The following is a 21,896-nucleotide window of genomic DNA, read 5'->3' on the forward strand; positions in this document are numbered from 1 at the left end:
AGCTAATTGGCTGATGTTTCAACCATCGGACGGGGTCCTCAAGAAGGACGCCGGGTCATCTCAAGATTCGCTCAAGATTTCGCACCAGCGCACCAGCGGGACTGCATGAGGAGACTCAAGGCATATCCAGCATCTTCCGGGCACAGGGCCCCAGGGCTACTCCTCCAGGCGCTCGTTCAGCAACTGCTCTATATCGGCAAAACCAAGTCCCGCCGCGATGGCAAGATCCGGAAGGCCCGCACCGGCCGCTGCGGCGGCACGCATTGCCGTAGCCAGGCAATCCCGCGCCTCGTCCATCTCCCATTGAAGACCCTCAACCCGCGCGGAGGCCGTCCACACTTCGTCCAGCAGGCTGGTCCTCACTGAGGGACTGGAGGTGGCACTTGGCGCCCCGGAGGTCACCGTAGGGAGAGCCTCGCCCTGTTCTTCACTCACAAGTACTGCAGTCATTAGAGCCCTCCCGTGTAAGAATGTGTCTCGACAAACTAGTTATATGGGAATCTAACTAAATAAGCCAGTGATGACCTTCGGACATGTGATGCACATCACATAAATCAACCGTGAGGAATGCCCCAGTCGTCACGTCCTATTCATGACGGCGCAACAAGCACCGCATCAAACCGAAAGGAGTGATCGTCTTGACGATCCAAACGCACACCCCCGCAGACGTTCCCGCCAAGAACTCCCAGGCGACCCCGGCACCCGTGCTGGACACCCCCAACAAGGGTAAAGACGGCCGCGGAGCCACCACCGTCGCCGACGGCGTAGTAGCAAAAATTGCGGGCATCGCCATCCAGGAAATTCCCGGCGTACACGCCCTTGGCGGTGGAGCAGCCAGGGCAATCGGCAATCTCCGCGAGAAGGTGGGCCAGAAGGACCTCACCCAAGGCGTCAGCGTAGAAGTGGGGCAGACCCAGGTGGCTGTGGACGTGACCCTGGTGGTCGAATACCCCCATCCGCTTCAGGAAGTCGCAGACAACGCACGCGACGCTGTCTACACCGCGATCGAAGACCTGGTGGGCATGGAAGTCACGGAAGTCAACGTCACCATCACTGACATCCACGTGCCGTCCGACGACGCAGACGTAGAGGACTCCGAGCGTGAACCGAGGGTGTCATGAACCCCACTATCGCCGGCGTAGCCATCGGCGCCATCCTGGCCGTGGCGGGGCTCGCCTTCGGGTTCTGGGGCCTGCTGCTCACGGCACTGTTCATGGGAATCGGAGCAGTGCTGGGCCGCGCAGCCGAAGGAAAGCTTGACCTTCGCGGGGTGCTGGACGCCTTGCGGGGCAAGCGCTCATCCACATGAACGGGACAAGATCCGCCACCATGAGTCCCCCCACGAGGCGGCCTGACGGCAAGGAAACACGGGGCCATAACCGGATCACCCATCACGCGATCCGGCAAACCGTGGAAGCAGTCACCGCCCGGGCCTTCCGCGTCGGCAAAGACAACGTCACCGCTGCTTTGGAGGACGACGCCGGCAAACTCGGCGTCAGCGTCTCCATCAAGTTGAGGCTCGAGCCACTTTTGGAACCGCGGAACAGTAGCGGCACCATCTTCGAACGGGCTCAGCAGGCCCGCGCTGAGATCACGTCCCGGGGTACCGAACTCACCGGACTGGAGATCGGACGGGTGGACATCCGCCTTACCGGCGGGAAACAGGAAGTGCCCAAGGAAAGGAGAGTGACATGAGCAAGGATCCACACATCCGGCGCCTGGTTCGCCGGGAAACGCACTCTTCCCGCGCCGTGCCCTCCATCCTGACGGCTTCTGTCCTGCTGGCAGCCTCGCTCTGGCTGAGCCTCGAATCCGTGCTGTGGTTACTCAAGGATCAACCCCTGCTCGCCAGCCCGGCCCAGATGCTGCGGTGGCTGGAGGAACTTCCGGGAAAGACTGTCCCGGCGGGCCTGATCGCGGCCGGCATCGGCGTGGCATTGCTCGGGCTGCTCGTCCTGGGACTCGGTGTGGGGAGGGGCCGTCGGCGCCGCCGTTCCCTGGAAAGCGACCGCGCAGCAGTAGTGGTGGACGACGACGTCATCGCAGCAGCCGTCTCCGGACGGGTTCGGCTCGCCGCCGGCCTTGCACCGGGCCAGGCGACCACCACCGTGGGCGGACGCTCAGTGCGAGTCCAAGTGCGTCCGACGTCGGGCCAACCGCTCGCGGTGGACAGGGTACGGGAAGCGGTCGACGGCGAACTGGCCGCCTACGGATTGGACCGCCGGATGACATCCGGCGTCCGGGTTCTGACGGAAGGAGCGGTGGGGCAATGAGAAACACACATCGGGGCCTCAACCGGATTTTGCTGACCCTCGTGGGGATCCTGTTGCTGGGTATTGGTGCCGCACTCATCGCGACCGGTACCCTCCCATCGGCGGCGGACATCTGGACCACCACGGCATCCTCAGTGCGGGACCAGGCCCGGAGCCTTGCCGGGACGGCACCTCTACCCGAACCCGTTCGGAGTTGGTGGCTGGTGCTGGGAGTTGCCCTGCCCTTGGTGGGCGCAGTCCTCAGCGTCGCCTGGCTGGCGAGCCAAGGCGGAGGCAAAACACCCCGCCTGGCCGAGCAATCCGAGGGTACCGCCGGACGAACTGTTGTTGACGCCGGGCTGGTCTCCACCGCTATCCGGGAAGCCCTCAACGGGAACAAGGATGTGCTCTCAACCTCCGTCTCCGCTTGGGAATCACGCCGTGGCACCGCGCTCCACATCCGCCTGGAGGCCCGCAAAGGGGCATCCCCCAGGGAGCTCACGCACACGGTGGAACACCTCCTCCGGAGCACCGACTCCTGGCTGGGACATCCATTGCCCGCGCTGGTCCGGATCACCAGCGGCCCACGCACACAGATTTCCGGAACCCGTCGCGCGCGGTGACCGTCTCTCAGAATTTCCACTAAAACACGCGCGACTCAGCAGAGACCGTGCACAACAAGAAAAGGGAACACCATGGGAATCAACGACAAGATCAACAACGCAGCCACCGAGCACCTCGGTGCAGCCAAGGAAGGCGCCGGAAAGCTCACCGGCGATCAGTCGCTGGAGCGCGAGGGGCAGCACGATCAGGCACAAGCCAAGATCCAGCAGGCAGGCGAAAAGGTCAAAGACGCTGCGGCCGATATCACCGAGAACATCAAGGATGCGGCGCAGAAGCTCAAAGAAGGTTTCTCCAAAAAGTAGCTTCCGGCCCGGGACGGTTCTGCTGGCCAGCGGGACCGTCCCGCCACTGAGCATCATCAGGACCACCGAGACCTTGGACGACCATAGATGGGGAAGGCAGAAAACGTGACTGGTTCACCCGCAGCGCAGCACCAATTGGATCTGGTGCCCGATGCTCTGCTGGCCGGCCGGGCCGCAGACGGTGACACCGCAGCCTTCGAGGCACTGGCGCGGCGCCACGGCCCGTTGATGCGGGCCACGGCCCGGCGATTGACCGGCTCACAAGCCGACGCCGACGACGTCGTGCAGGAAACACTCGTCCAAGCCTGGAAGCAACTGGACAACCTCCGCGACCCCGCAGCAGTCAAGGGATGGTTGCTCAGGATTGTCGGCAGCCGCAGCATCGACCACCTCCGGAGACGCCGCAATCATGCAGGCCTCGACGCCGTGGAGAACCAGGTGGAACACGACGCCAAGCCGCAGGCAGCGGACCCCGAGCACAGCGCAGTTATCACCTCCCGCGTGGAGGCCCTAAAAGCGGCGCTCGCAAAGCTTCCCGAGGAACAACGGCGATGTTGGGTTCTTAAGGAATTCAATGACCAGAGCTACGAGGAGATCGCACTGACGTTGAATATCAGCCAAGCCAGTGTCCGCGGCCGCTTGGCCCGGGCACGGATCACCCTTGCGCGCATGATGGAGGAATGGCGATGAACACCCCCGAAGACTCCTTGGACTGCGGGCACAGCCTTGCCGAACTAAGCACTTATCTGGACACCGGAGAGATTGCAGATCCCGCCCATCTCCACTCATGCCCTGAATGCCAAGCTGGCCTGGCATCGTTGCGCCGGCTATCCCAACTGGGCAGCGAACTGCTGACGTCGGATCTGGCCGATGCAGGCTCGGGCCATGACGACTGGATGCAGTCCATTCTGGACAACCTCCGGCTGGAGCTGCGTCCAGGCAGGAGCATTCCCCTGCAGGCCGGGAACCCGAAGGACACCCTTTGGGAAACCGAGGGTTCAATCTCAGCACTCATCCGATCCGTGGCTGACGCCCTGCCTGGCACGGCCGCCGGCAAGTGCCGGTTGCATGGCGACGTCACCACACCAGGAGCCGGAATTACCGTGGACGTGGAGATAGCCGTGGTGTACGGACACCCCCTGGATGAACGTGCCGAAGAGCTGCGCCGTGAGTTGGCGCAGACGCTCGCCTTCCAAACGGAGCTAAACATCGAGACCATCAACATCACCGTGAGGGACGTTCTGGAACCGCCTTCGGCCGCAGACCAGGTTCCCTCTCCACCCACCAGCCCCGCACCCACCACTCGGGAGGATCAGCCATGACGGAACATCTGGAACCCGGGAGCATCCAATCCGCAGGTGCTTCACCCGCAGTGGCGGAGGAACTGCTCGGTGTCATCCAAGGAGTGGAGGGAGTTTCTGCCGTATATCCGGCCCAGCCCTTATGGCAGTCGATAGCGGGTGCGGCCATGGCTGCCGTGACCGGGGAGATTCTTCCCTTGGTCTCCGTCACCGGCGATGGAGATGCGCTCGAAGTCAAGGCCCGGATTGGTGTGGGCACCCTTCGCCCCGCACCCAACGTGGCCCGCGAAGTAGCCGGCGCGGTCCGCACGCACCTGCTCCCCCGGGATGCCGCCGTCGAGGTATACGTGGTCAAGGTAGGACCCTGACCGTCTTCTCATCCACCCGGCGCTTAGGTCACCTGTAACTGCTGGACGGTTATGGCCCCTTTGAGTACCAGCCGAAGCGTCCCGCTCGCGGTCCAAGCCGGGAGAACGGAGGGGTCGACGTCGATTCCAACCTCGCCGCTGTAGCCCTCCTTCAGTTGGCACTGGCCAAGATCGAGCCAGGTGTCGGCTGGCCCGGAGGTCTGCACGCTGATGCTGCAGTCACCAAAGCCCTTCCCTGTCCTGGCGGACAAGACCTCACAGTTGACTGCAGTTATTGGCAGGCCGTCCCACTTGCGGTAAACCGCCCATGCAGGTTCGAAGGGATCTGCTGGAGTGATCGCTGTACCCGAGAGGGGCTGAGAGGGCACCAGGTCAATGTTTGATTTCGTGTCGTAAAGCCGCGCCGGCACCCACGTCCCTGCTATCCGCCGGGAACGCTGTCCGCGATCCGGGACCTGAATGGCCACGCTCACTGGCAGCCTCTGGGCGGAAGAGCCCACCAGGATCCGGTACTCCCCGGGTTCCACCACCATGGCCTCCGCGACGGTACTGAACGTGGCCAAACGTTCCACAGGGATGCGCAGGGTGGCCGTTATGCGAGCGCCTGGAGCGAGTTCAACCCGCCGGTGGGCAACTAAAAGCCGCCGCGGAAAGTGGTCCTGATGGGTGGGATCTGAGGCGTAGGCCTGCACCAACTCGTGGGCCACCCGATCTCCCTGGTTGGTGAGGGTGACGTCCACGCCGATGGTTTTGCTGGCAGGGTCGCTGCTGACAACGGCATTCGTGTACTGGACATCTCCATAGCTGAGGCCATGACCCAGCGGATAGAGCGGCTCCGCACGCGTGTACAGGTACGTGGATTCGGATCCGATGATGTCGTAGTCAAGAATGTCCGGCAGGTCCCGGTCCCGGGCGAACCACGTTTGCGGGAGGCGTCCCGTGGGTTCGGCGTCTCCGCTGAGCATGTCCACCACCCCCGGACCCAGTTCCTGGCCCCCGTGCGATGTCCAGGCGATAGCGGGGAGATCGGCCAAATCACCCAGTGCATAGGGATAAGAGGAGACAACAAGCAGGATGGTTTTGGGATTCGCATCCTGCACGATCCTGACGAGTTCCTGCTCGGACTGCGGCAGGTCCAAGGATTCCCGATCCTGGGTTTCCCTCCCGCCAAGGTGGGGATCGTTGCCTACTACTACCACTGCCACATCTGATGAAGCGGCCGCAGCATGCGCTGCATGGTGCCCGGATTTGATGGTTCTGACCACAAAGCGATCAGCGGCGGCTTCCACCCCGGAGGCCAGCACCAAACTCCCTGTCCCTGACTCGACGCGCACCCATTGGGAGGAGGCAACGTGCTGGATGGCAACGGTTCCGTCGTGGGAATGCACCAGGCGGAAGGTTTCCTGCACCACCCACCCTCCGATTCGATCCGCCGAAGCCCTGAGGTAGTTGTCGGTGCCGGCTGCGACAAAACGCCCGGTCAAACTTGACTGAAGACTGAACTCGCCGCTCCCCCAGTCCTTCAGCGTGAAGTGTTCCCCAACAGCTGGTGAGGTTGTGTCCGCGACCAGGACGCCGCCGTCGTCGTCGGTGGTTTCCGACGGCGACGGCAGCCCCAGGTAGGTGCCTGTACGGACGCTTCGCAGGGTTATAACGTCCAGGCCGTCCTCAGCTATGACGTCCTGGTACCGCCGGGAAAGAGCCTCTGCTATGCCACACTCGTTCTGCAAGGTGCCGCTGTACCAGTCACTCAGGACGCGCTGGCCCAAGGTTCCAATGACGGCAATGGACCCAGGGTTGTTCCCCAGTGGGAGCAGGTGGGGATCCGGCTGATTACGCAGCAAGACCACGGACTTCCGGGCAGCTTCGCGGGCCAGGGCCACGGTTGCAGCCGCATCGCTCTCCCCTGCGCTGGTCGAAGAAGAGCCGTGATGGTCGCCGAATTCTCCCGTCCTGGCGCGGAGCGTAAGGAGCCTGAGCACGCTTCGGTCAAGGTCATCCACCGTCAGCAGGCCCCGTTCCAAGGCGTCCTCAAGGTAAGACACTGACGGGCCCGGGTTGTCGCCGTCGTCAGTGAAGTTATCCACCCCTGCCTTGAGCGCGGCAGCGTAGGCGGACGCGCCGTCGGGAAAGTACTTCTCGGCGCGGAAGAGTGCGGAGGGCGCACCTGCGTCACTCACCACAACCACCGAGCCGCCGTTGGTCCATGTCCGCAGATGCTTGTTGACCAGGTCCGAGACGTGGGCCGGGCGTCCGTTGACCAGGTTATAGGAGAGCATTACCGCTCCAGCTACGCCGTCCTCGATGGGTTGCCGATATGCCGGCAACTCGTATTCGTGCAGGACCCTGTCGCTGAGGTTGCTGGAGGTGAGGCTGCGATCGTGCTCGTTGTTATAGCCAAGGAAATGCTTCAAGGTGGGCACCGTCAACCAGGTCCCGGCATCGGCTCCTTTGAGTCCTGCGCAAAAGGCGCTGGCAAACCGGGAAGTCAGGTGCGGGTCCTCGGAAAAGCCTTCCTCGTTCCTCCCCCATAGCGGGTGTCGCAGCGGGTTGACCACGGGGGCCCACACGTTGAGGCTGACGCTGGGGTCCATTTCCTTTTTTGCCTTGACCTCGCGCCCTATGGCTTCGCCCACCCGGGTGATGAGGTCCTCGTCCCATGTTGCAGCCAACCCTACGGGCTGCGGGAAGACGGTTGCCGGTCCAAGCCACGCCACACCATGGGCAGCTTCGGTGCCTGTCCTGAAAGGTGCCAGGGCAAGCTCGGGAACCGCGGGGGCATGCTGATGGAGCATGGCGATCTTTTGCTCCAGCGTCAGGAGGCGGAGCAGGTGTTGCGCTGCCTGGACATGGCTTTTAGTCACGAAGAGTGTCCTGTCATTGACTGTTGAATCGCTTCTACGAATGGGCGTCGAACTTCAGTGTTCCATCAGCTCACTGTGATGTGCAACACCCAAACCATTGCGTCAAAGTCAGCGAATAGCCTAGGGTGGACGCAATCGAAGCGTTTCGACAGTTCTTGCAATGAATTCATCACAAAGGAGTGTTTCATGCTTGGTTCCAACACGCCGCCGTTTAAGACTTTCCGGGAAAAACGCTCGGAAGCACCACCTCGCGGAACGGGGGCAATCAACGTCAACCGCCGGTCCTTCCTGGGCGTCCTTGGCGGTGCGGTATTTCTGGCAGCTGCACCGTCAGCCCTCACAGCCTGCAGCCCGGGAGCGTCCGCACCCCTTGCCACAACTTCCGGTGGTCTGGCCGAGGCAGTCGCCAAACTGGTCCCGAGCTACATTCCGCTGGATCTGGTGAAGCCGGACATTCCCTCAGTCAAGGGATCCACCCCCGGATTTACCACGCTCCCGGCCACCCTGGTTAAGTCCGTGAAGGACACGCCCGGCAAGGGAGGCACCTATACAGCCATGACACCTGCATGGTGGGCAATCCCGCCGTCCCTGCCGGAGAACAGCTACTACAAAGCCGTGAATGCCGAGCTCGGGACCACCATCAACTTCCAGGTCAACGACGGCAATAGTTATGCAGACAAGATTCAAACCGTCCTCGCCTCGCCCAAGGACGTCCCGGATTGGGTAGTCATACCCTCCTGGAACCTGCCGCCGCGATTCGGTCAGGCGGCCAAGGGCATCTTCACCGACCTGTCAGAGTTCCTGGCCGGGGACAAAGTGAAGAAATACCCCAACCTTGCCAACATCCCCACTGCCTCGTGGAAACTGGGCTGCTTCGATGGCGGCCTCTACGGACTTCCCTACCCCGGCGCCCTGATCTCCGACGCCATCTTCTACCGGGCAGACATCTTCGAGCAGCTGGGAGTGGAACCGCCAAAGTCTGCCGACGACTACCTCAAGGTGGCCAAGCAGCTGACGGATCCAGCCAAGAACCGCTGGGGTTCGGAGGACGTGTGGAACGGCGCCCAGATCATTCACGGAGTGGTTCCCAAATGGAAGCAAGTGGACGGAAAGCTCCAGAACAAATTCGAAACGGACGAATACCGCGCTGCGTTGGAGTGGACTGCCAAGCTCTTCGCGGACGGTTCGGTGCACCCGGACGCCGTGGCCGGTAACGCCCAGCAATCCAAGCAGCGCTTCGAGTCCGGCGCATCGCTCATGGCATCGGACGGCGTAGGTGGCTGGCACGAAGCACTGGCCCGGGTCCTGCCCTCCAACCCGGGTTTCAAAATGCTTCCCCTGGACTACTTCGCACCCGACGGCGGGGCGCCCACCCTGTTCCGTGCCCAGCCGGCAGCAATCTTCAGCTTCATCAAGAAAACCGATGACCCCGCCAAGGTGGAGGAGCTGCTCGCATTGGCCAACTTCATTGCTGCCCCCTTTGGAACACAGGAAAACCGGCTGATCACCAGCGGCGTGGAAGGCGTGCACTACACCAAGGACTCCCAGGGCATCCCCAAAATGACTGAAAAGGGAAGCCAGGAAGTTACCAGTACTTACGCCTTCCTTGTGGCGGGCCCGATCGTCAATTCCATGGTCCAGTACCCGGGACTCGTAGAAGCCCAGTCCGGATGGGAGGCCCGCCAGGCACCCCATGTGACGGAGGATGCTTTCTTCGGTATGCAGATTGAGGAACCCACCAAGTTCGCCTCATTGGGTAAGCCCTTCAACGACCTCGCCAAAGACATCGTCCGGGGCCGCAAGAGCATTAAGGACCTGGACAGCGAAGTGGCCTCCTGGCGGAGCAAGGGTGGAGACGAACTGCGCGACTTCTACGCCGGCTTCCTGGCCTAGGACGGCACTCCATGACTATCGAAACCGAAAAACCCTCGCCCTCAGCGGGAGGCGATAAAACGGCAGCCCACAGCAGCGGGTCAGCCAGGGAACCCCAGACCGGCAAGAAATCACGGGCCGGCAAGCGCCTGCAGGAGCAGGTGTCCGGAAGACCCCGGGCCGGCAGGCTGGCCCGATTCAAGCGCGACCGGTCCTTGGTGTTCATGGCCTTGCCCGCGGTCCTCCTATTGGCCGTATTCGCCTACCTCCCCATGCTCGGTAACGTGGTGGCGTTCCAGGATTACTCCCCCTTCATAGGCTTCGCCGACAGCCCATGGGTTGGCCTGGATAACTTCTCCAGGGTCTTTGGCGATCCCGATTTCTGGATGGCCGTCAAAAACACCCTGGTCATCACTGCCTTTCAGCTGGTCTTCTTCTTTCCCATTCCCATCGCTCTGGCCATTCTGCTGAATTCGCTGATCAACCCCAGGCTGCGCGCAGCCATCCAGGCCGTGGTGTACCTGCCACACTTCTTCTCGTGGGTTTTGGTGGTCTCGGTATTCCAGCAAATCTTCGGCGGCGCCGGCCTGTTGAACCAGTCCCTGCGCGCCAACGGCTGGGAGGCCGTTGACGTCATGACCAACCCGGATACCTTCCTCTTCCTGATCACCTCCCAAGCCATCTGGAAGGACGCCGGGTGGGGCATCATCGTGTTCCTCGCTGCGCTGAGCGCCATTGATCCCGCCCAATACGAGGCGGCTGCAGTGGACGGCGCCGGCCCGTGGAAGCGCATGTGGCACGTCACCCTGCCGGGGCTCCGAAGCGTGATCGTCCTGCTGTTGATCCTGAGGCTGGGAGATTCCCTGTCCGTGGGCTTTGAGCAACTCATCCTTCAGCGGGACGCCGTGGGTGCCGAGGCAGCGGAGGTGCTGGACACGTTCGTCTACTACACCGGCGTGCAGAACGGCGATTGGAGTTATGCAGCCGCGGCCGGCCTCATCAAAGGCGTTATCAGCCTGGCCCTGATCCTTGCGGCGAACAAAGTCGCCCACATATTTGGCGAGAGCGGTGTGTATTCAAAGTGAGCATCCTGGTCAGAAATACCAGAAAACCGGACAGCATCTCCCAACGCGCAGCCTGGGAGGAGGAACCCGGCGTAGTGGCGAAGGCCGGGAAGTTCCTGATTCTCGGCGCTGTGGTCCTGGCCGTGCTGGGGCCGCTGTACACCATTGTGCTGACCAGCGTTTCTTCCCAGGCCACCATCACGCAAGCCGGTGGTTTGGTGTTGATCCCGGGGGAAATCACCTTTGCCGCGTATCAACAGATCCTCAGCGGCGGGGTGGTCACCAGGGCCGTCCTGGTCAGTGTGGGCGTCACAGCGACGGGAACGGCATTGAGCATGGTGGTTTCGGTGCTGTGCGCCTATGGGTTGTCGCGTCCGGGCTCGTTCGCACACACACCCATCCTGTTCACGCTGCTGATCACCATGTTCTTCAGCGCGGGAATCATTCCGGCCTATCTGCTGGTGTCCAGCCTGGGCCTGATCAACACATACTGGGCGCTGATCCTGCCCAGCTGTATCTCAGTTTTCAACATCATCATCCTCCGCGGGTTCTTCATGGGCATTGACCGCGGCATCCTGGACAGCGCGCGCATGGACGGCGCCAGCGACTGGCGGACGCTCACGCAGATTGTGCTGCCCATGTCCAAAGCTGTCACCGCCGTCATTGCCCTCTTCTATGGGGTTGGCTATTGGAACGCTTTCTTCAACGCCGTCCTCTACATCAACGACAGCGCCATGAATCCGCTCCAGGTGGTGCTGCGTTCCTACGTCCTTCAGGGCGTGACGGTGCCTGGGCAGATCGACGTGGGACAGGGCGCAGCTGCTTCGCCGGCACTTCAAATGGCCGTCATTGTGCTGGCCATGGTGCCGATCCTGCTTGTTTATCCGTTTGTTCAGAAGCACTTCACCAAGGGCGTCATGATCGGTGCGGTCAAGGGATGACTGGGGTTCAGGGAGCTTCGGCCGTTGTCTCGCCCGGCGTCAAGGATGGCGCAATAAGCCTCAGTTCTGCGGGCTTGTCACGGCTCAGCCGATCCATCACCATTTCCACTGCGGACCGCCCAATGTCCATGGCCGGAATGGATACGGCGGTCCACGGGCGGGCTGCCGCTTTGGCTACATCTGCCGGCGCAATGACAACCACTGAGATGTCCTTGGGAATGGCCAGGCCCCGGAGTGAAAGCTCTTCCCGGAGCATGGGAAGCAGGGCCTCGTTGTGCACCACCAGCGCAGTGGCCGGATGTTTTCCGGTGAAGATGGCGTCCAGGGACTCTGCCAGCTGCGGGGAATCCGCCTCACATGCCACGGCCCGGCCGGTGGCGCCAAAACTGTTTGCGGCGTCGGTGAACCCCTGCAAGGCGCGGTCTGCATACGTGGCGTGGCGTTTCAGGGAGGCAGGCGGTGAGCCGATGAACGCGATGCTTCGGTGCCCCAGGTCCCAGAGATGGCGGACCGCCAGGCGGGAGGCGCCGGAGAAATCGAAGTCCACACAGCTCAGTCCCCGTGGCTCGTCCGGCATGCCGATCAGTACAGCTGGCTTCTGCAGGCGGGCCAGGACGGGAATACGGGGATCGCGGGCTTCGATGTCCATCATCAACAACCCGTCCACCATCGATTGCGAAGTGACTCGTTCGATGCTTCCGGGGTCGTCCTGCGTCAGCAGCAGGACGTCCTGGTTGAAGGTCCGGGCAGTGGTTACCACGGCGGTCACGAACTGCATCACCACGCCAACGTTCACGTCCGGCCGGAGCGGAACCACCAACCCCAAAACGTTGGACCGGCTTGAGGCCAAGGCCCGGGCGCTGGACCGGGGACTGTAGTTCAACCGCGCCATGGCGGCCTCAACGACGTCGCGTGTTTCTTTCGAAATAGTCCGCTTACCACTCATCACGTAAGACACCGTGCTGGTGGATACCCCGGCCTCCCGGGCGACATCGGTGATGGTCGCACTTGTTGAAGCCCTTCGATTATCCATAGCCACCATTTAACCAAGGAAAACAATGCAACTCCGTAGCCACGGCCTGAAAAACGTGACTGATGGGACCGGCCTGCTCTTCGGCGCGGACTACAACCCCGAACAATGGCCTGAAGAGACCTGGCCGGAAGACATAGCCCTCATGAAGCGGGCAGGCATCAACATAGTGACCGTTGGGGTGTTCAGCTGGGCCCGGCTCCAGCCCGAAGAAGGGCAGTGGAACTTCGGCTGGCTGGACCGTCTCCTGGACTTGCTGGCTGACAACGGAATCCGTGTTTGCCTGGCAACACCCACCGCTTCCCCGCCCCCATGGCTGGGCCACCAACACCCTGATTCGCTCCCCACCGCCGCGGACGGCACCACGCTCTGGTACGGCTCCAGGAACCAGTTTTCGCCGTCATCCTCCGCATACCGTGCAGCGGCGTTGGCCGTCACCTCCCGGCTCGCCGCGCGCTATGCGGCCCACCCAGCCGTCGCCATGTGGCATGTAGGCAACGAGCTGGGTCAAATCAGTTACGACGACGAAACGGCCGTGGCGTTCAGGTCATGGCTGCTGCGCCGCTACGGATCCCTCGACGCCGTCAACTCGGCGTGGGGGACGGCTTTCTGGAGTCAGGGCTACGGCAGTTGGGAAGAGATCCTTCCGCCGCGTGCCGCGCCGTACATGCATAATCCCACCCAGGTCCTCGACTTCCACCGGTTCACCTCAGAGGCTCTCCTCGAGTTGTTCGTGGCGGAACGTGATGTGATCCGAAACCATGCCGAGCAGCCGGTCACCACCAACCTGATGGGCTTCTTCCGGGGTGCTGACTACTTTCGTTTTGCGCAGGAAACAGACTTCATTGGCAACAACCACTACGTTGATCCGGCAGAGCCGCAATCTTGGGAAACCGCAGCGCTCACCCACGATCTTTGCCGGGGCCTGGCCGGGGGTGCGCCGTGGATGCTGATGGAGTCGGCAACCTCGGCGGTCAGTTGGCGCGGTCACAACGTGCCCAAGGACCCGGGCGCCCTCCGCGTGGACTCACTGGCAGCTGTCGCACGGGGCTCCGATGCCGTGTGCTACTTCCAATTCCGCCAGTCCGCCTTCGGAGCCGAACGCTTCCACTCCGCAATGGTTCCCCTTGCGGGAGCAGACACGAGGGTGTTCCGCGAAGTTTGTACCCTGGGTTCAGACCTTCAAGAGCTTCGCCTTCTGGCAGGCACCCCTGCTCACGCCCGGATTGCAGTCTTGTTCGACTGGGACAGTTGGTGGGCTTCGGAATCACCGGACCGCCCCAGCAACCGGCTGGGTGTCATGGACCAGATGCTCGCGTATTACCGCCCCCTGCTCCGGCGCGGGCACTGCGTGGAAGTCATCCACCCCTCAAGCCGCCTGGGACGTTACGATCTGGTGCTGGCACCGAGCCTGTTCCTGCTGACCGAAAAGGACGCTGAAGCACTGGACGCGTGGGTACGCGCGGGGGGCACCGCCGTCGTAGGTCCCTTTAGTGGAGTGGCCGATGCCAACGGCCATCTTCGGAACGGCCGCCACCCGGCAGTGCTCGCGGACCTGCTGGGAGTGACAGGGGAAGAGTGGCGCCCGTTAGCCAGCCCGGTGCGCCTGGCATTCGGCCAGGGCGTCGCGATGGACGCAGAGGCGCTCAGCTGGTCCGAGGACCTCCGCATCCACTCAGGCAGCGCCTCACCCGTGGCGTCCTTCGCCGCCGGCCCATTGTCCGGCCAGCCGGCGGTGGTGCGTAACAACCACGGCAAGGGGTGGAGCTGGTATGCCGGAGCCGACCTGCCCGAGGACGCCGTGGATGTGGTGGTCGAGGGCGCGCTACGGGATGCAGGAATCGCCTCTGTGGTGGCCGGGAAACTGCCGGCCGACGTCGAACTCGTCCAGCGCGGCGACTACCTTTTCCTGCTCAACCATGGGGACGGGAGCCGCCACATAGAACTCAACCAGCACATGAGAGCCAACGGACCCTCCATAGACATGCTCACAGGCACCAGCCACGAGGCGGAACTGACGCTTCCTCCCTACGGAGTCCTGGTCCTGAAATGCGGCCCGACTACCCAAAACCCGCACTCGCCACAAAAGAACGGAAACTGAGTCACCATGAAATTCACTGACGGATATTGGCTCTACCGCAAGGGCTTTTCTGCCCTGCGCCCGCAAGACGTCTCTGATGTGGTGGTCAATGAAGATGCCTTGACGGTTTACGCCCCTACCAAGCGCATCGCCACCCGCGGGGACGCGTTGAACCTTCCCCAGATCACCGTCACTTTCGACGCCCCGATGCCCGACGTGATCGGGGTGACCATTGAGCATTTCCAAGGCGGTTTGGACAAGGGGCCCAGGTTCGAGGTCAAGCACGACGGCGCCGCACCAACCTTCCGGGTCGATGAAGACTCCGCGCACATCACCTCGGGAGGCCTCACGGCCACAATCAACACCAGTGGGGACTGGGGCGTCGATTTCTTCGGCGACGGCCGCTTACTGACCAGTTCCACGCCCAGAAGTGTAGGGGTCATTACGGACGATCAGGGGCGGACCTTCGTCCATGAGCAACTCAGTCTGGGTGTTGGGACCAACATTTATGGATTGGGCGAGCGCTTCGGCGCCTTCGTCAAGAACGGTCAATCCGTGGATATCTGGAATGAGGATGGCGGAACGTCCAGCGATCTTGCCTACAAGAACGTCCCATTCTTCATGACCAATGACGGCTATGGCGTGTTCGTGAACCACCCGGAGTTGGTTTCGTTCGAAATTGGCTCGGAGGTGGTCTCCAGGACCCAGTTCAGTGTGGAGGGCCAGAGGCTGCAGTACTACATCATCCATGGGCCCTCCCCTAAGGACATCATCCGCCGGTACACCGAACTGACGGGCCGGCCGTCCCGAATCCCGGCATGGTCCTACGGTTTGTGGCTGTCCACGTCATTCACCACGGACTATGACGAGAAAACAGTGACCTCGTTCATTGACGGAATGGAGCAGCGGAAACTTCCGTTGTCGGTGTTCCATTTTGACTGCCATTGGATGCGTTCCTTCCATTGGAGCGACTTCATCTGGGATCCGGCCACGTTCCCTGACCCTGAGGGAATGCTTCAACGCCTGCATGATCGTGGACTCAAGGTCTGTGTGTGGATCAACCCCTACATCGCCCAACGTTCACATCTCTTCCGTGAGGGTGCCGATCTGGGCTACCTGGTGAAGCGTCCGGATGGTTCGGTGTGGCAGTGGGACATGTGGCAGGCGGGCATGGGTCTTGTGGACTTCACCAACGCCGATGCGGTGCGCTGGTATCAGGACAAGCTGCGGGTGCTGCTGGACCAGGGGGTTGACTCCTTCAAAACGGACTTCGGCGAGCGCATTCCCACCGATGTTGCCTGGCACGACGGCTCTGATCCGCAGAAGATGCACAACTACTACTCCCAGCTGTACAACCGCGCGGTCTTTGATCTGCTGAAGAAAGAACTGGGCGAAGGTGAAGCCGTAGTGTTCGCCCGTTCCGCAACTGCCGGCGGCCAGACCATGCCGGTGCACTGGGGCGGAGATTGCGAATCTACGTTTGCGGCCATGGCAGAGTCGTTGCGCGGCGGCCTTTCCCTTGCGGCCTCCGGATTTTCGTTCTGGAGCCACGACATTGGAGGCTTCGAGGGGACGCCTGAACCGGAAATCTTCAAACGCTGGATCGCTTTCGGACTCCTTTCCTCCCATTCGCGACTCCATGGCTCCAATTCCTACCGCGTTCCCTGGCTGGTGGACGAGGAGTCCGTGGAGGTTCTCCGACACTTCACCGAGCAGAAAATGCGTCTGATGCCCTATTTGCAGATGGCGGCAGAAGAAGCATATTCGCAAGGCATTCCGCTGATGCGCCCCATGTTCCTGGAGTTCCCGGAGGACCCCGGCTGCGCACCTTTGGACCGGCAGTACATGCTGGGGCCGGATCTCCTGGTTGCTCCGGTCATGAATCCGGGCGGCGAGGTTTCCTTCTATCTTCCCGAGGGCACATGGACGCATCTTCAGACGGGAGAAACCCTGAACGGTCCGCGCTGGCATCACAAGGCGTACACCGTGATGGACGCGGCGGTGTGGGTACGGGAGGCCGCTGTCATTCCGATCGGCACGGTATCCAACCGACCCGACTACGACTGGGGCGAGGACATGGAATTCCACGCCTTCGCGGCCCCCGACGGGTTTGAGCGCAGAGTGCGGGTACCTTCGCCGGATGGAAGCAGCAGGGTTTTCACGGTGCGTGTTCAGGACGGAAAAGTCACGGCAACGCTCCTCTGACGGTCAGCTTGCACCGCTTTGATTCGCTGCGGCACCGCAGCGGCACCGCAGCAAACGTACGACGGCGACCTCCCGCCGTCGTACGTTTGCTGCTGATAACCGGTGACCGGCTTTAGCGCGCATCCTTCTTGGCTTGGCGCTGGGCTCCTTGGGACCGGCTGGAGGCGTCGCGTTTCACGCCGCCGGTCGTCTTCTGGTGGGACCGGCTCCGTCCGGGACCGGTTCCTGACCTGGCACCGGCACCCACGGAATCCGGCCCCGTTGACTTCCCGGCACTGGCGCGTTCCAGGCGCTCATGCTTGAGGGCTTCGGCGGCTTCGTGAGCTACACGGGCGAGTTCGTTGCTCACGATCGAAAGGGCTTCCTCGAACACGAAGGCCCGTGCCCTGGCTTTGTCCGATTTGTTGGAAGCAGCTCCGCGCCCGCCGGCCTCCAAGACCTCGTCAGCGGCTTTACGCCGGTAATTGGTGGTGTATTTGTTGCGGGCCCGCCGCACCCGTTTGTGCAACTTCAGCAGGCCGTCCTCGTCAAGGAGTTCGAGCCTGGCCGGCTCCAACTCCCGAATCAAATCCAGTTGATCTTCCTTCAACACCCACAGATATTGGTCCATTGGCCGATACTTGCATACCTCAATGACGGGGGAAAGAGGTTATCGAGTTATCACTCGAAGCAGGCGAGGACTCTGTGATTATTCGAAGAGATCCGGGGCTGCCGTCAGCGCAACGTAGGCCCACACATCAAGGCCGAGGGGCTCCAGTGCTTTGACAACCGCCCGCCGGACGGCATCTTCCTCGCCCACGTTCCAGTCAGTTCCCGCCACCACGAAATCTACTTCCACGTAGAGCTTTCGCCCCACTTTTCCGGATCGAATAAGCGGTTTTTGCAGCCCGAATTCTTGCCGCACGGCCTGAACTGCATCAGTGATGGCTGCGTCCAGTTCCTTGGACGGTGCACCTTCGAGGAGTTCGTTCAAACCGGTCCGGATCAGTCCCACGGGAATGTAGGCCAGGATCAGGCAGGCAACAAGCACCAGGACCGGATCAACGTAGAGGGCAACATCGTCCAGGCCAAGGCCCTGCAGGACCAACGCCACCACAGCACCCAGTACCATCATGACGCTCAGGATTGCCCCGGCGCGCCACTGCGCAATTTCTGCAACCACCAGATCCGAATCAGGTGCCGCCCGCCCCATCCACCAGACAAGCGCGAACCCAATCGCCGCGGTGATGACCCCATAAACAGCAATAATGGCGGCGCTGACCGGAGAACCGCCGTCGCGAATGATTACCACAGCGTCACCTGCCGCGACCAGCAGCGTTCCGGCCACCGCCAGGCCCTGGATGAGCACCACCAACGGGGTGAAGGCATCCCGTCCGAAAGGGAAGCGACGTGTGGGTCCGCCTGCGGACGCAGACGACGCTTTCAAGGAGATCGCTGTAAGTATCAACCCGATCCCCATGTAGGCACCGTCGAACACAATGATCCTTGTCCCGCTGAGGACCCCCAGCATGATGGCCCCGGCCGCCGAGCCAACGGACACCCACAACGAAATCCCCAGGGCCCTCCGCTCTGCCCCCACCTCTCCGGCCGACATCAGTTGCTACCCGTGGCGAGGGCGTCCAGCAGACGGATGAACACGGCGATCCAGCCGTAGATGATCACAAAAGCGACCAGCTCAAAAGCGGTCAGGTTGAAATAGCCCACCGGGAAGAACAGCACGAGCGAGACGATCAGGGCGGCCAGAAAGCCCCCGCACACCAAGAAGAAGCGGCCCGGCAGCCCCCTCAGAATGAACGGGGAGGCCAGTAGCAGCAGAATGAAGACCACGGCCATACCTGAAGCAAACAGCGTATGGATCAGGAAACTGACGGATAGCGGCACAACCCCTACGCCGGCCAGCAGCAGTCCCATGGCAACGAACGCGCCGGAGCAGAGGCCCGCACTCCACCGGTGCACCAGCACACCGCGCGCGATCAGCGACTTCAGATCCCGGTCCAGGTACACGGCGAACGTGGTGATGAAGAAGCCCGCAACGATCAACGACAGGTTGAACAGGCCACTGGACGCCCCGCCCAGTGTGCCGAGCTGGCTGAAATGGTACTCCCACCATTTGGGATCCTGCGACGTCGCCATGCTCGCCACAATGCTCATGACCATGAACAGGACCAGCAGCCCTGACAGTTTCCGGGTGCTGATGTCCGCCACGGAAAGGTAAATCCAGTAGACGGCAAGACCGGAGGCCACCGCCATCCCCACTGTCGCCGCATAGATGTCCACGGTGAGGCCTTGGAAGCTGCGTTGCAACAACAGGAAGGAGGCAACGGTGGCGATCGCTGCGATCAGCGCGTGGACCAAGGCAACAGTGGACGCATCCACGATGAACTTCCAGGGAGGCAGGCCCAGCCGCCAGTGCTGGTCCGGAAGGTACCGCGAGCGCCAGTAGCCAATGTACGCCGCAGCCATCCCGAGCACCAGAATGGCACCCGCGGAGATGAGGCCCAGGGAAACGCCACCCCACAAGGGCGGCGTCCGGCCAAAGAAGATCACCAATGCTGCCAGGCCTGCCACCACCGCCGCGGAGGATGCGGCCAGGAGCGCCTCGGATTCGGTTGCCATCCGGTTCTGCGGGGTTGGGTGGACGTGTGACGGCGTTTCAGAGGTGCTTCTTCTCGCTGCTGCCGGTTGGGTCATGGTGCGGCTCCTCCCAAAGAACCTGAACCGCCCTTCCGCTGATCCATGGCATGCTGAGCCGTGGCATTTCGATCAGCGGTTTGCTGCTCCGGTTCCACGAGCCACGCCATGGCTTCGGCCTCGGAGGAAAAGAACCGGGTGGGGCAGGGTGCCGGTTGGGCGGCCAGCTGATAATCCACCAGCATTCGGTCAACCGCGTTTTCGCCCAGCAACGCGATCCTGGATGCCGCGCAGGGCTCTACGAAAACGTCCCGCGCGGCCCGGCTCAAATGGCTCGTTTTAGCCATTCTGACCAGCAGGGGGTAGCGATTACCGGCAGCGAACTCGTTGACCGCGTCCACGGCTGCCCGGGCATTCTCGGCTTCGATCCGGGCTCCCGGAGCCCACGCCAATGACAGGACATTGTCCGGCTCAAGCTGGAGCGTGTAATCGACGTGGTTCGCCTCAGCCATAGAACCGTCTCCATCTCTGCAGGTACGCAGGACTGCCCGCGGGCCACGGACTGACTCCACCCTGCACCACGCGGCAATCATCCCGTCTCATCCGAATAGAGTGATCTTTGCCGTGAATGTGGGGATGTTCCGCATCCCGTCAGGCGGTGAAGCGGCGTCTGTAGTCCGTGGGCGAGGTGGAGAAGGTGCCGGCAAAGTTTTGCCGGAGGGTCACTGCGCTGCCGAAGCCGCAGTCGGCCGCAACCTGATCGATGGACAAGTTGGTGGTTTCCAGGAGTCGGCGGGCAGCATCAAGCCGGCGACTACGTATCCAGGCAGACGGCGACGTCCCGGTTGAGGCACGGAAGGCGCGCACAAAGGTTCGCCGGCTCATGTGGGCTTGGGCCGCGAGCCGGTCAATACTGAGGGGTTCAGCCAGTCGCCCCATGGCCCATTCAAGCAGCCTTGCCATGGGGTCGCCTTCGGCTCGCGGCGGAAGGGGGTGCTCGATGTACTGGGCCTGCCCGCCTTCGCGGTGCGGAGCGATGACCAGGCTTCGCGCCACCTGGTTTGCTGCCGCAGACCCCAAGCGGCCCCTCACCACATGCAGGCAGGCATCGAGCCCGGAGGCCGTACCGGCAGAGGTGAGGACGTCGCCGTGATCAATGTAGAGCACTGTTTGGTCGAGGGACACCTCGGGGTGCCGGACAGCGAGGGAATCAAACGCTTGCCAGTGCGTGACGGCAGAACGGCCATTCAGAAGGCCGGCATCTGCAACGGGGATGGCTCCCAGGCACAACCCCACAATGGTTGCACCCCTGGCGTGGGCTTGTCGGAGGATCTTACTGAAAGCCTCGCCGGGCTCGCGCTCGTCGTCGAACCACGAGGGCACCACCACGACGTCGGCCCGTTCCGCCGTCGAGGGTCCCTGAACCTCCCCCAGCGTGTACCCCTCAGCGGTTTGGACGGGGCCCGCCCGGTGGGAGAACAGGGCGGTGGTCCACTCGGCCAAACCCTGGCGTGACACTTCGCCGAACACCATTTGCGGCACGGCCAGGTGAAACATCGTGATGCCGTCGAAGGCATATACCGCGATCCTCACACCGTGCTCCCTAATCCTTTGGCCCGAATCAATCGTATATAGGCATACGTGCCACTGGTGCCTAAAGGGACTCGGCCCAAAGATGAGAAGGGACATCCAAACACAAGCAACCACCTACGGAGAACACCATGAGCACAATCCGCCGCGCCCTGATCCTTGTAGACGTCCAGCAGCAGTACTTCAGCGGGCCACTGGAAATTCGGTACCCGCACCACCAGGAGTCGCTGCCCATGATGACCCAGGCGATCGATGCTGCAACCGCCGCAGGCATTCCCATCGCAGCGATCCAGCACAGCGAAGGTGAAGGCGCGCCCGTTTTCGCCCCGGGATCTGCTGAATACGAGCTACACCCTGAGGTGGAAGCCCGCAGGACCGGTTTCTGGAAGAACGTCGTCAAGCGTTACGGTTCGGTGTACGCCGGCACCGATGTTGCTGCCTGGCTCCGCGAGCACGACGTCGACACCGTCACCTTGGTGGGTTACATGACCAACAACTGCATCCTGGCCTCGGCCGTCGAGGCAGAATTCCTTGGTTTTGCCACCGAAGTCCTCTCAGATGCAACCGGTGCCATCAACCTCAGCAATGAGGCAGGAACCGCTGACGCGAAGACCGTGCACACCACCTTGATGGCGTTACTCAACTCCAACTGGGCTGCGGTTGCCTCAACCCAAGCATGGGTCAAGGCGGTCCAAGGCGGGCAGGCCCTGGAGAAGAGTGACCTGGGCACTTCTGCCATGGCAGGAGCCGCAGTACGCGCAGCCTCCTGATC

Annotated in this window: 23 protein-coding genes; 15 read left to right on the plus strand and 8 right to left on the minus strand. The window is 62.3% G+C overall.

The window, feature by feature from the left end; genetic code table 11:
* Positions 1–156 precede the first annotated feature (156 nt).
* Positions 157–450 carry a hypothetical protein gene (locus LDN70_RS19755; RefSeq protein WP_142937529.1) on the minus strand — a complete coding sequence of 98 codons (294 nt, stop codon included), beginning with the start codon at positions 448–450 and terminating at the stop codon, positions 157–159.
* Positions 451–638: 188 nt separating this feature from the next.
* Here LDN70_RS19755 and LDN70_RS19760 point away from each other — a divergent pair, with 188 nt between their 5' ends.
* The 9 genes from LDN70_RS19760 to LDN70_RS19800 all read left to right on the plus strand — a co-directional run bounded on the left by LDN70_RS19760 (position 639) and on the right by LDN70_RS19800 (position 4,847).
* Positions 639–1,121: an Asp23/Gls24 family envelope stress response protein gene (locus LDN70_RS19760; RefSeq protein ID WP_142937528.1), complete on the plus strand. Its 483-nt coding sequence runs from the start codon at positions 639–641 to the stop codon at positions 1,119–1,121.
* A complete protein-coding gene (locus LDN70_RS19765; RefSeq protein WP_142937527.1) occupies positions 1,118–1,309 on the plus strand; it encodes a DUF2273 domain-containing protein in 192 nt (63 codons plus the stop codon). The genes LDN70_RS19760 and LDN70_RS19765 overlap by 4 nt, the downstream gene beginning before the upstream one ends.
* 20 nt (positions 1,310–1,329) lie before the next feature.
* On the plus strand, positions 1,330–1,695 hold the full coding sequence (locus LDN70_RS19770; protein ID WP_223941181.1) for a hypothetical protein: 366 nt from the start codon (positions 1,330–1,332) through the stop codon (positions 1,693–1,695).
* A complete protein-coding gene (locus tag LDN70_RS19775) occupies positions 1,692–2,273 on the plus strand; it encodes a hypothetical protein (protein ID WP_223941182.1) in 582 nt (193 codons plus the stop codon). Before LDN70_RS19770 ends, LDN70_RS19775 begins: the two co-directional genes overlap by 4 nt.
* Positions 2,270–2,875 (plus strand): hypothetical protein, encoded by a 606-nt coding sequence (locus tag LDN70_RS19780; RefSeq protein WP_223941183.1) that lies wholly within the window; start codon positions 2,270–2,272, stop codon positions 2,873–2,875. Before LDN70_RS19775 ends, LDN70_RS19780 begins: the two co-directional genes overlap by 4 nt.
* A gap of 72 nt (positions 2,876–2,947) precedes the next feature.
* Positions 2,948–3,178 carry a CsbD family protein gene (locus tag LDN70_RS19785; protein ID WP_142937523.1) on the plus strand — a complete coding sequence of 77 codons (231 nt, stop codon included), beginning with the start codon at positions 2,948–2,950 and terminating at the stop codon, positions 3,176–3,178.
* Between the two features lie 105 nt (positions 3,179–3,283).
* On the plus strand, positions 3,284–3,868 hold the full coding sequence (locus LDN70_RS19790) for an RNA polymerase sigma factor (protein WP_238703312.1): 585 nt from the start codon (positions 3,284–3,286) through the stop codon (positions 3,866–3,868).
* Positions 3,865–4,500, plus strand: a complete 636-nt coding sequence (locus LDN70_RS19795) for an Asp23/Gls24 family envelope stress response protein (protein WP_142937521.1) — start codon at positions 3,865–3,867, stop codon at positions 4,498–4,500. The genes LDN70_RS19790 and LDN70_RS19795 overlap by 4 nt, the downstream gene beginning before the upstream one ends.
* Positions 4,497–4,847, plus strand: coding sequence for a hypothetical protein (locus LDN70_RS19800; protein WP_223941184.1), 351 nt, complete (start codon positions 4,497–4,499; stop codon positions 4,845–4,847). The genes LDN70_RS19795 and LDN70_RS19800 overlap by 4 nt, the downstream gene beginning before the upstream one ends.
* 23 nt (positions 4,848–4,870) lie before the next feature.
* Here LDN70_RS19800 and LDN70_RS19805 read toward each other — a convergent pair whose 3' ends face one another.
* On the minus strand, positions 4,871–7,711 hold the full coding sequence (locus tag LDN70_RS19805; protein WP_223941185.1) for a beta-glucosidase: 2,841 nt from the start codon (positions 7,709–7,711) through the stop codon (positions 4,871–4,873).
* Positions 7,712–7,897: 186 nt separating this feature from the next.
* On the opposite strand from LDN70_RS19805, the gene LDN70_RS19810 reads away from it, so the two are divergent.
* The 3 genes from LDN70_RS19810 to LDN70_RS19820 are packed head-to-tail and all read left to right on the plus strand — an operon-like array spanning position 7,898 to position 11,588.
* Positions 7,898–9,604: an extracellular solute-binding protein gene (locus LDN70_RS19810; RefSeq protein ID WP_223941186.1), complete on the plus strand. Its 1,707-nt coding sequence runs from the start codon at positions 7,898–7,900 to the stop codon at positions 9,602–9,604.
* Between the two features lie 11 nt (positions 9,605–9,615).
* Positions 9,616–10,668, plus strand: a complete 1,053-nt coding sequence (locus LDN70_RS19815) for an ABC transporter permease (protein WP_223941187.1) — start codon at positions 9,616–9,618, stop codon at positions 10,666–10,668.
* On the plus strand, positions 10,665–11,588 hold the full coding sequence (locus LDN70_RS19820) for a carbohydrate ABC transporter permease (RefSeq protein WP_223941188.1): 924 nt from the start codon (positions 10,665–10,667) through the stop codon (positions 11,586–11,588). The genes LDN70_RS19815 and LDN70_RS19820 overlap by 4 nt, the downstream gene beginning before the upstream one ends.
* Before the next feature lie 7 nt (positions 11,589–11,595).
* Here the strand turns inward: LDN70_RS19820 and LDN70_RS19825 are convergent, their stop codons facing one another.
* Entirely contained in the window at positions 11,596–12,621 is a 1,026-nt protein-coding gene (locus LDN70_RS19825) for a LacI family DNA-binding transcriptional regulator (protein ID WP_142937518.1), read from the minus strand.
* Positions 12,622–12,646: 25 nt separating this feature from the next.
* Here LDN70_RS19825 and LDN70_RS19830 point away from each other — a divergent pair, with 25 nt between their 5' ends.
* A complete protein-coding gene (locus LDN70_RS19830) occupies positions 12,647–14,719 on the plus strand; it encodes a beta-galactosidase (protein WP_223941189.1) in 2,073 nt (690 codons plus the stop codon).
* A 6-nt stretch (positions 14,720–14,725) separates the two neighbouring features.
* Positions 14,726–16,903: an alpha-xylosidase gene (gene yicI, locus LDN70_RS19835; RefSeq protein ID WP_223941190.1), complete on the plus strand. Its 2,178-nt coding sequence runs from the start codon at positions 14,726–14,728 to the stop codon at positions 16,901–16,903.
* 112 nt (positions 16,904–17,015) lie between these two features.
* Here yicI and LDN70_RS19840 read toward each other — a convergent pair whose 3' ends face one another.
* The 5 genes from LDN70_RS19840 to LDN70_RS19860 all read right to left on the minus strand — a co-directional run bounded on the left by LDN70_RS19840 (position 17,016) and on the right by LDN70_RS19860 (position 21,127).
* On the minus strand, positions 17,016–17,513 hold the full coding sequence (locus LDN70_RS19840) for a hypothetical protein (RefSeq protein ID WP_142937515.1): 498 nt from the start codon (positions 17,511–17,513) through the stop codon (positions 17,016–17,018).
* A 78-nt stretch (positions 17,514–17,591) separates the two neighbouring features.
* The gene (locus LDN70_RS19845; RefSeq protein WP_142937514.1) at positions 17,592–18,497 is read right to left on the minus strand and encodes a cation diffusion facilitator family transporter; all 906 of its coding nucleotides are present in this window, start codon (positions 18,495–18,497) and stop codon (positions 17,592–17,594) included.
* The gene (locus LDN70_RS19850) at positions 18,497–19,594 is read right to left on the minus strand and encodes a DUF998 domain-containing protein (protein WP_223941191.1); all 1,098 of its coding nucleotides are present in this window, start codon (positions 19,592–19,594) and stop codon (positions 18,497–18,499) included. The genes LDN70_RS19845 and LDN70_RS19850 overlap by 1 nt, the downstream gene beginning before the upstream one ends.
* Positions 19,591–20,046 (minus strand): DUF7793 family protein, encoded by a 456-nt coding sequence (locus LDN70_RS19855; RefSeq protein WP_223941192.1) that lies wholly within the window; start codon positions 20,044–20,046, stop codon positions 19,591–19,593. The genes LDN70_RS19850 and LDN70_RS19855 overlap by 4 nt, the downstream gene beginning before the upstream one ends.
* Positions 20,047–20,185: 139 nt before the next feature.
* Positions 20,186–21,127: a GlxA family transcriptional regulator gene (locus LDN70_RS19860; RefSeq protein WP_223941193.1), complete on the minus strand. Its 942-nt coding sequence runs from the start codon at positions 21,125–21,127 to the stop codon at positions 20,186–20,188.
* A gap of 128 nt (positions 21,128–21,255) precedes the next feature.
* Between LDN70_RS19860 and LDN70_RS19865 the strand changes: the two genes are divergently transcribed.
* A complete protein-coding gene (locus LDN70_RS19865) occupies positions 21,256–21,894 on the plus strand; it encodes an isochorismatase family protein (protein WP_142937511.1) in 639 nt (212 codons plus the stop codon).
* The last annotated feature ends 2 nt before the right edge of the window (positions 21,895–21,896 follow it).

This window comes from Arthrobacter sp. StoSoilB22 (assembly GCF_019977315.1).
In the GTDB taxonomy this organism is placed as follows: Bacteria; Actinomycetota; Actinomycetes; order Actinomycetales; family Micrococcaceae; genus Arthrobacter.

Coding starts and splice junctions, on each gene's coding strand:
- LDN70_RS19755 (WP_142937529.1), bottom strand. CDS start 450: ATGACTGCAGTACTTGTGAGTGAAGAACAGGGCGAGGCTCTCCCTACG.
- LDN70_RS19765 (WP_142937527.1), top strand. CDS start 1,118: ATGAACCCCACTATCGCCGGCGTAGCCATCGGCGCCATCCTGGCCGTG.
- LDN70_RS19770 (WP_223941181.1), top strand. CDS start 1,330: ATGAGTCCCCCCACGAGGCGGCCTGACGGCAAGGAAACACGGGGCCAT.
- LDN70_RS19775 (WP_223941182.1), top strand. CDS start 1,692: ATGAGCAAGGATCCACACATCCGGCGCCTGGTTCGCCGGGAAACGCAC.
- LDN70_RS19780 (WP_223941183.1), top strand. CDS start 2,270: ATGAGAAACACACATCGGGGCCTCAACCGGATTTTGCTGACCCTCGTG.
- LDN70_RS19785 (WP_142937523.1), top strand. CDS start 2,948: ATGGGAATCAACGACAAGATCAACAACGCAGCCACCGAGCACCTCGGT.
- LDN70_RS19795 (WP_142937521.1), top strand. CDS start 3,865: ATGAACACCCCCGAAGACTCCTTGGACTGCGGGCACAGCCTTGCCGAA.
- LDN70_RS19800 (WP_223941184.1), top strand. CDS start 4,497: ATGACGGAACATCTGGAACCCGGGAGCATCCAATCCGCAGGTGCTTCA.
- LDN70_RS19810 (WP_223941186.1), top strand. CDS start 7,898: ATGCTTGGTTCCAACACGCCGCCGTTTAAGACTTTCCGGGAAAAACGC.
- LDN70_RS19815 (WP_223941187.1), top strand. CDS start 9,616: ATGACTATCGAAACCGAAAAACCCTCGCCCTCAGCGGGAGGCGATAAA.
- LDN70_RS19825 (WP_142937518.1), bottom strand. CDS start 12,621: ATGGATAATCGAAGGGCTTCAACAAGTGCGACCATCACCGATGTCGCC.
- LDN70_RS19830 (WP_223941189.1), top strand. CDS start 12,647: ATGCAACTCCGTAGCCACGGCCTGAAAAACGTGACTGATGGGACCGGC.
- yicI (WP_223941190.1), top strand. CDS start 14,726: ATGAAATTCACTGACGGATATTGGCTCTACCGCAAGGGCTTTTCTGCC.
- LDN70_RS19840 (WP_142937515.1), bottom strand. CDS start 17,513: ATGGACCAATATCTGTGGGTGTTGAAGGAAGATCAACTGGATTTGATT.
- LDN70_RS19845 (WP_142937514.1), bottom strand. CDS start 18,497: ATGTCGGCCGGAGAGGTGGGGGCAGAGCGGAGGGCCCTGGGGATTTCG.
- LDN70_RS19850 (WP_223941191.1), bottom strand. CDS start 19,594: ATGACCCAACCGGCAGCAGCGAGAAGAAGCACCTCTGAAACGCCGTCA.
- LDN70_RS19855 (WP_223941192.1), bottom strand. CDS start 20,046: ATGGCTGAGGCGAACCACGTCGATTACACGCTCCAGCTTGAGCCGGAC.
- LDN70_RS19865 (WP_142937511.1), top strand. CDS start 21,256: ATGAGCACAATCCGCCGCGCCCTGATCCTTGTAGACGTCCAGCAGCAG.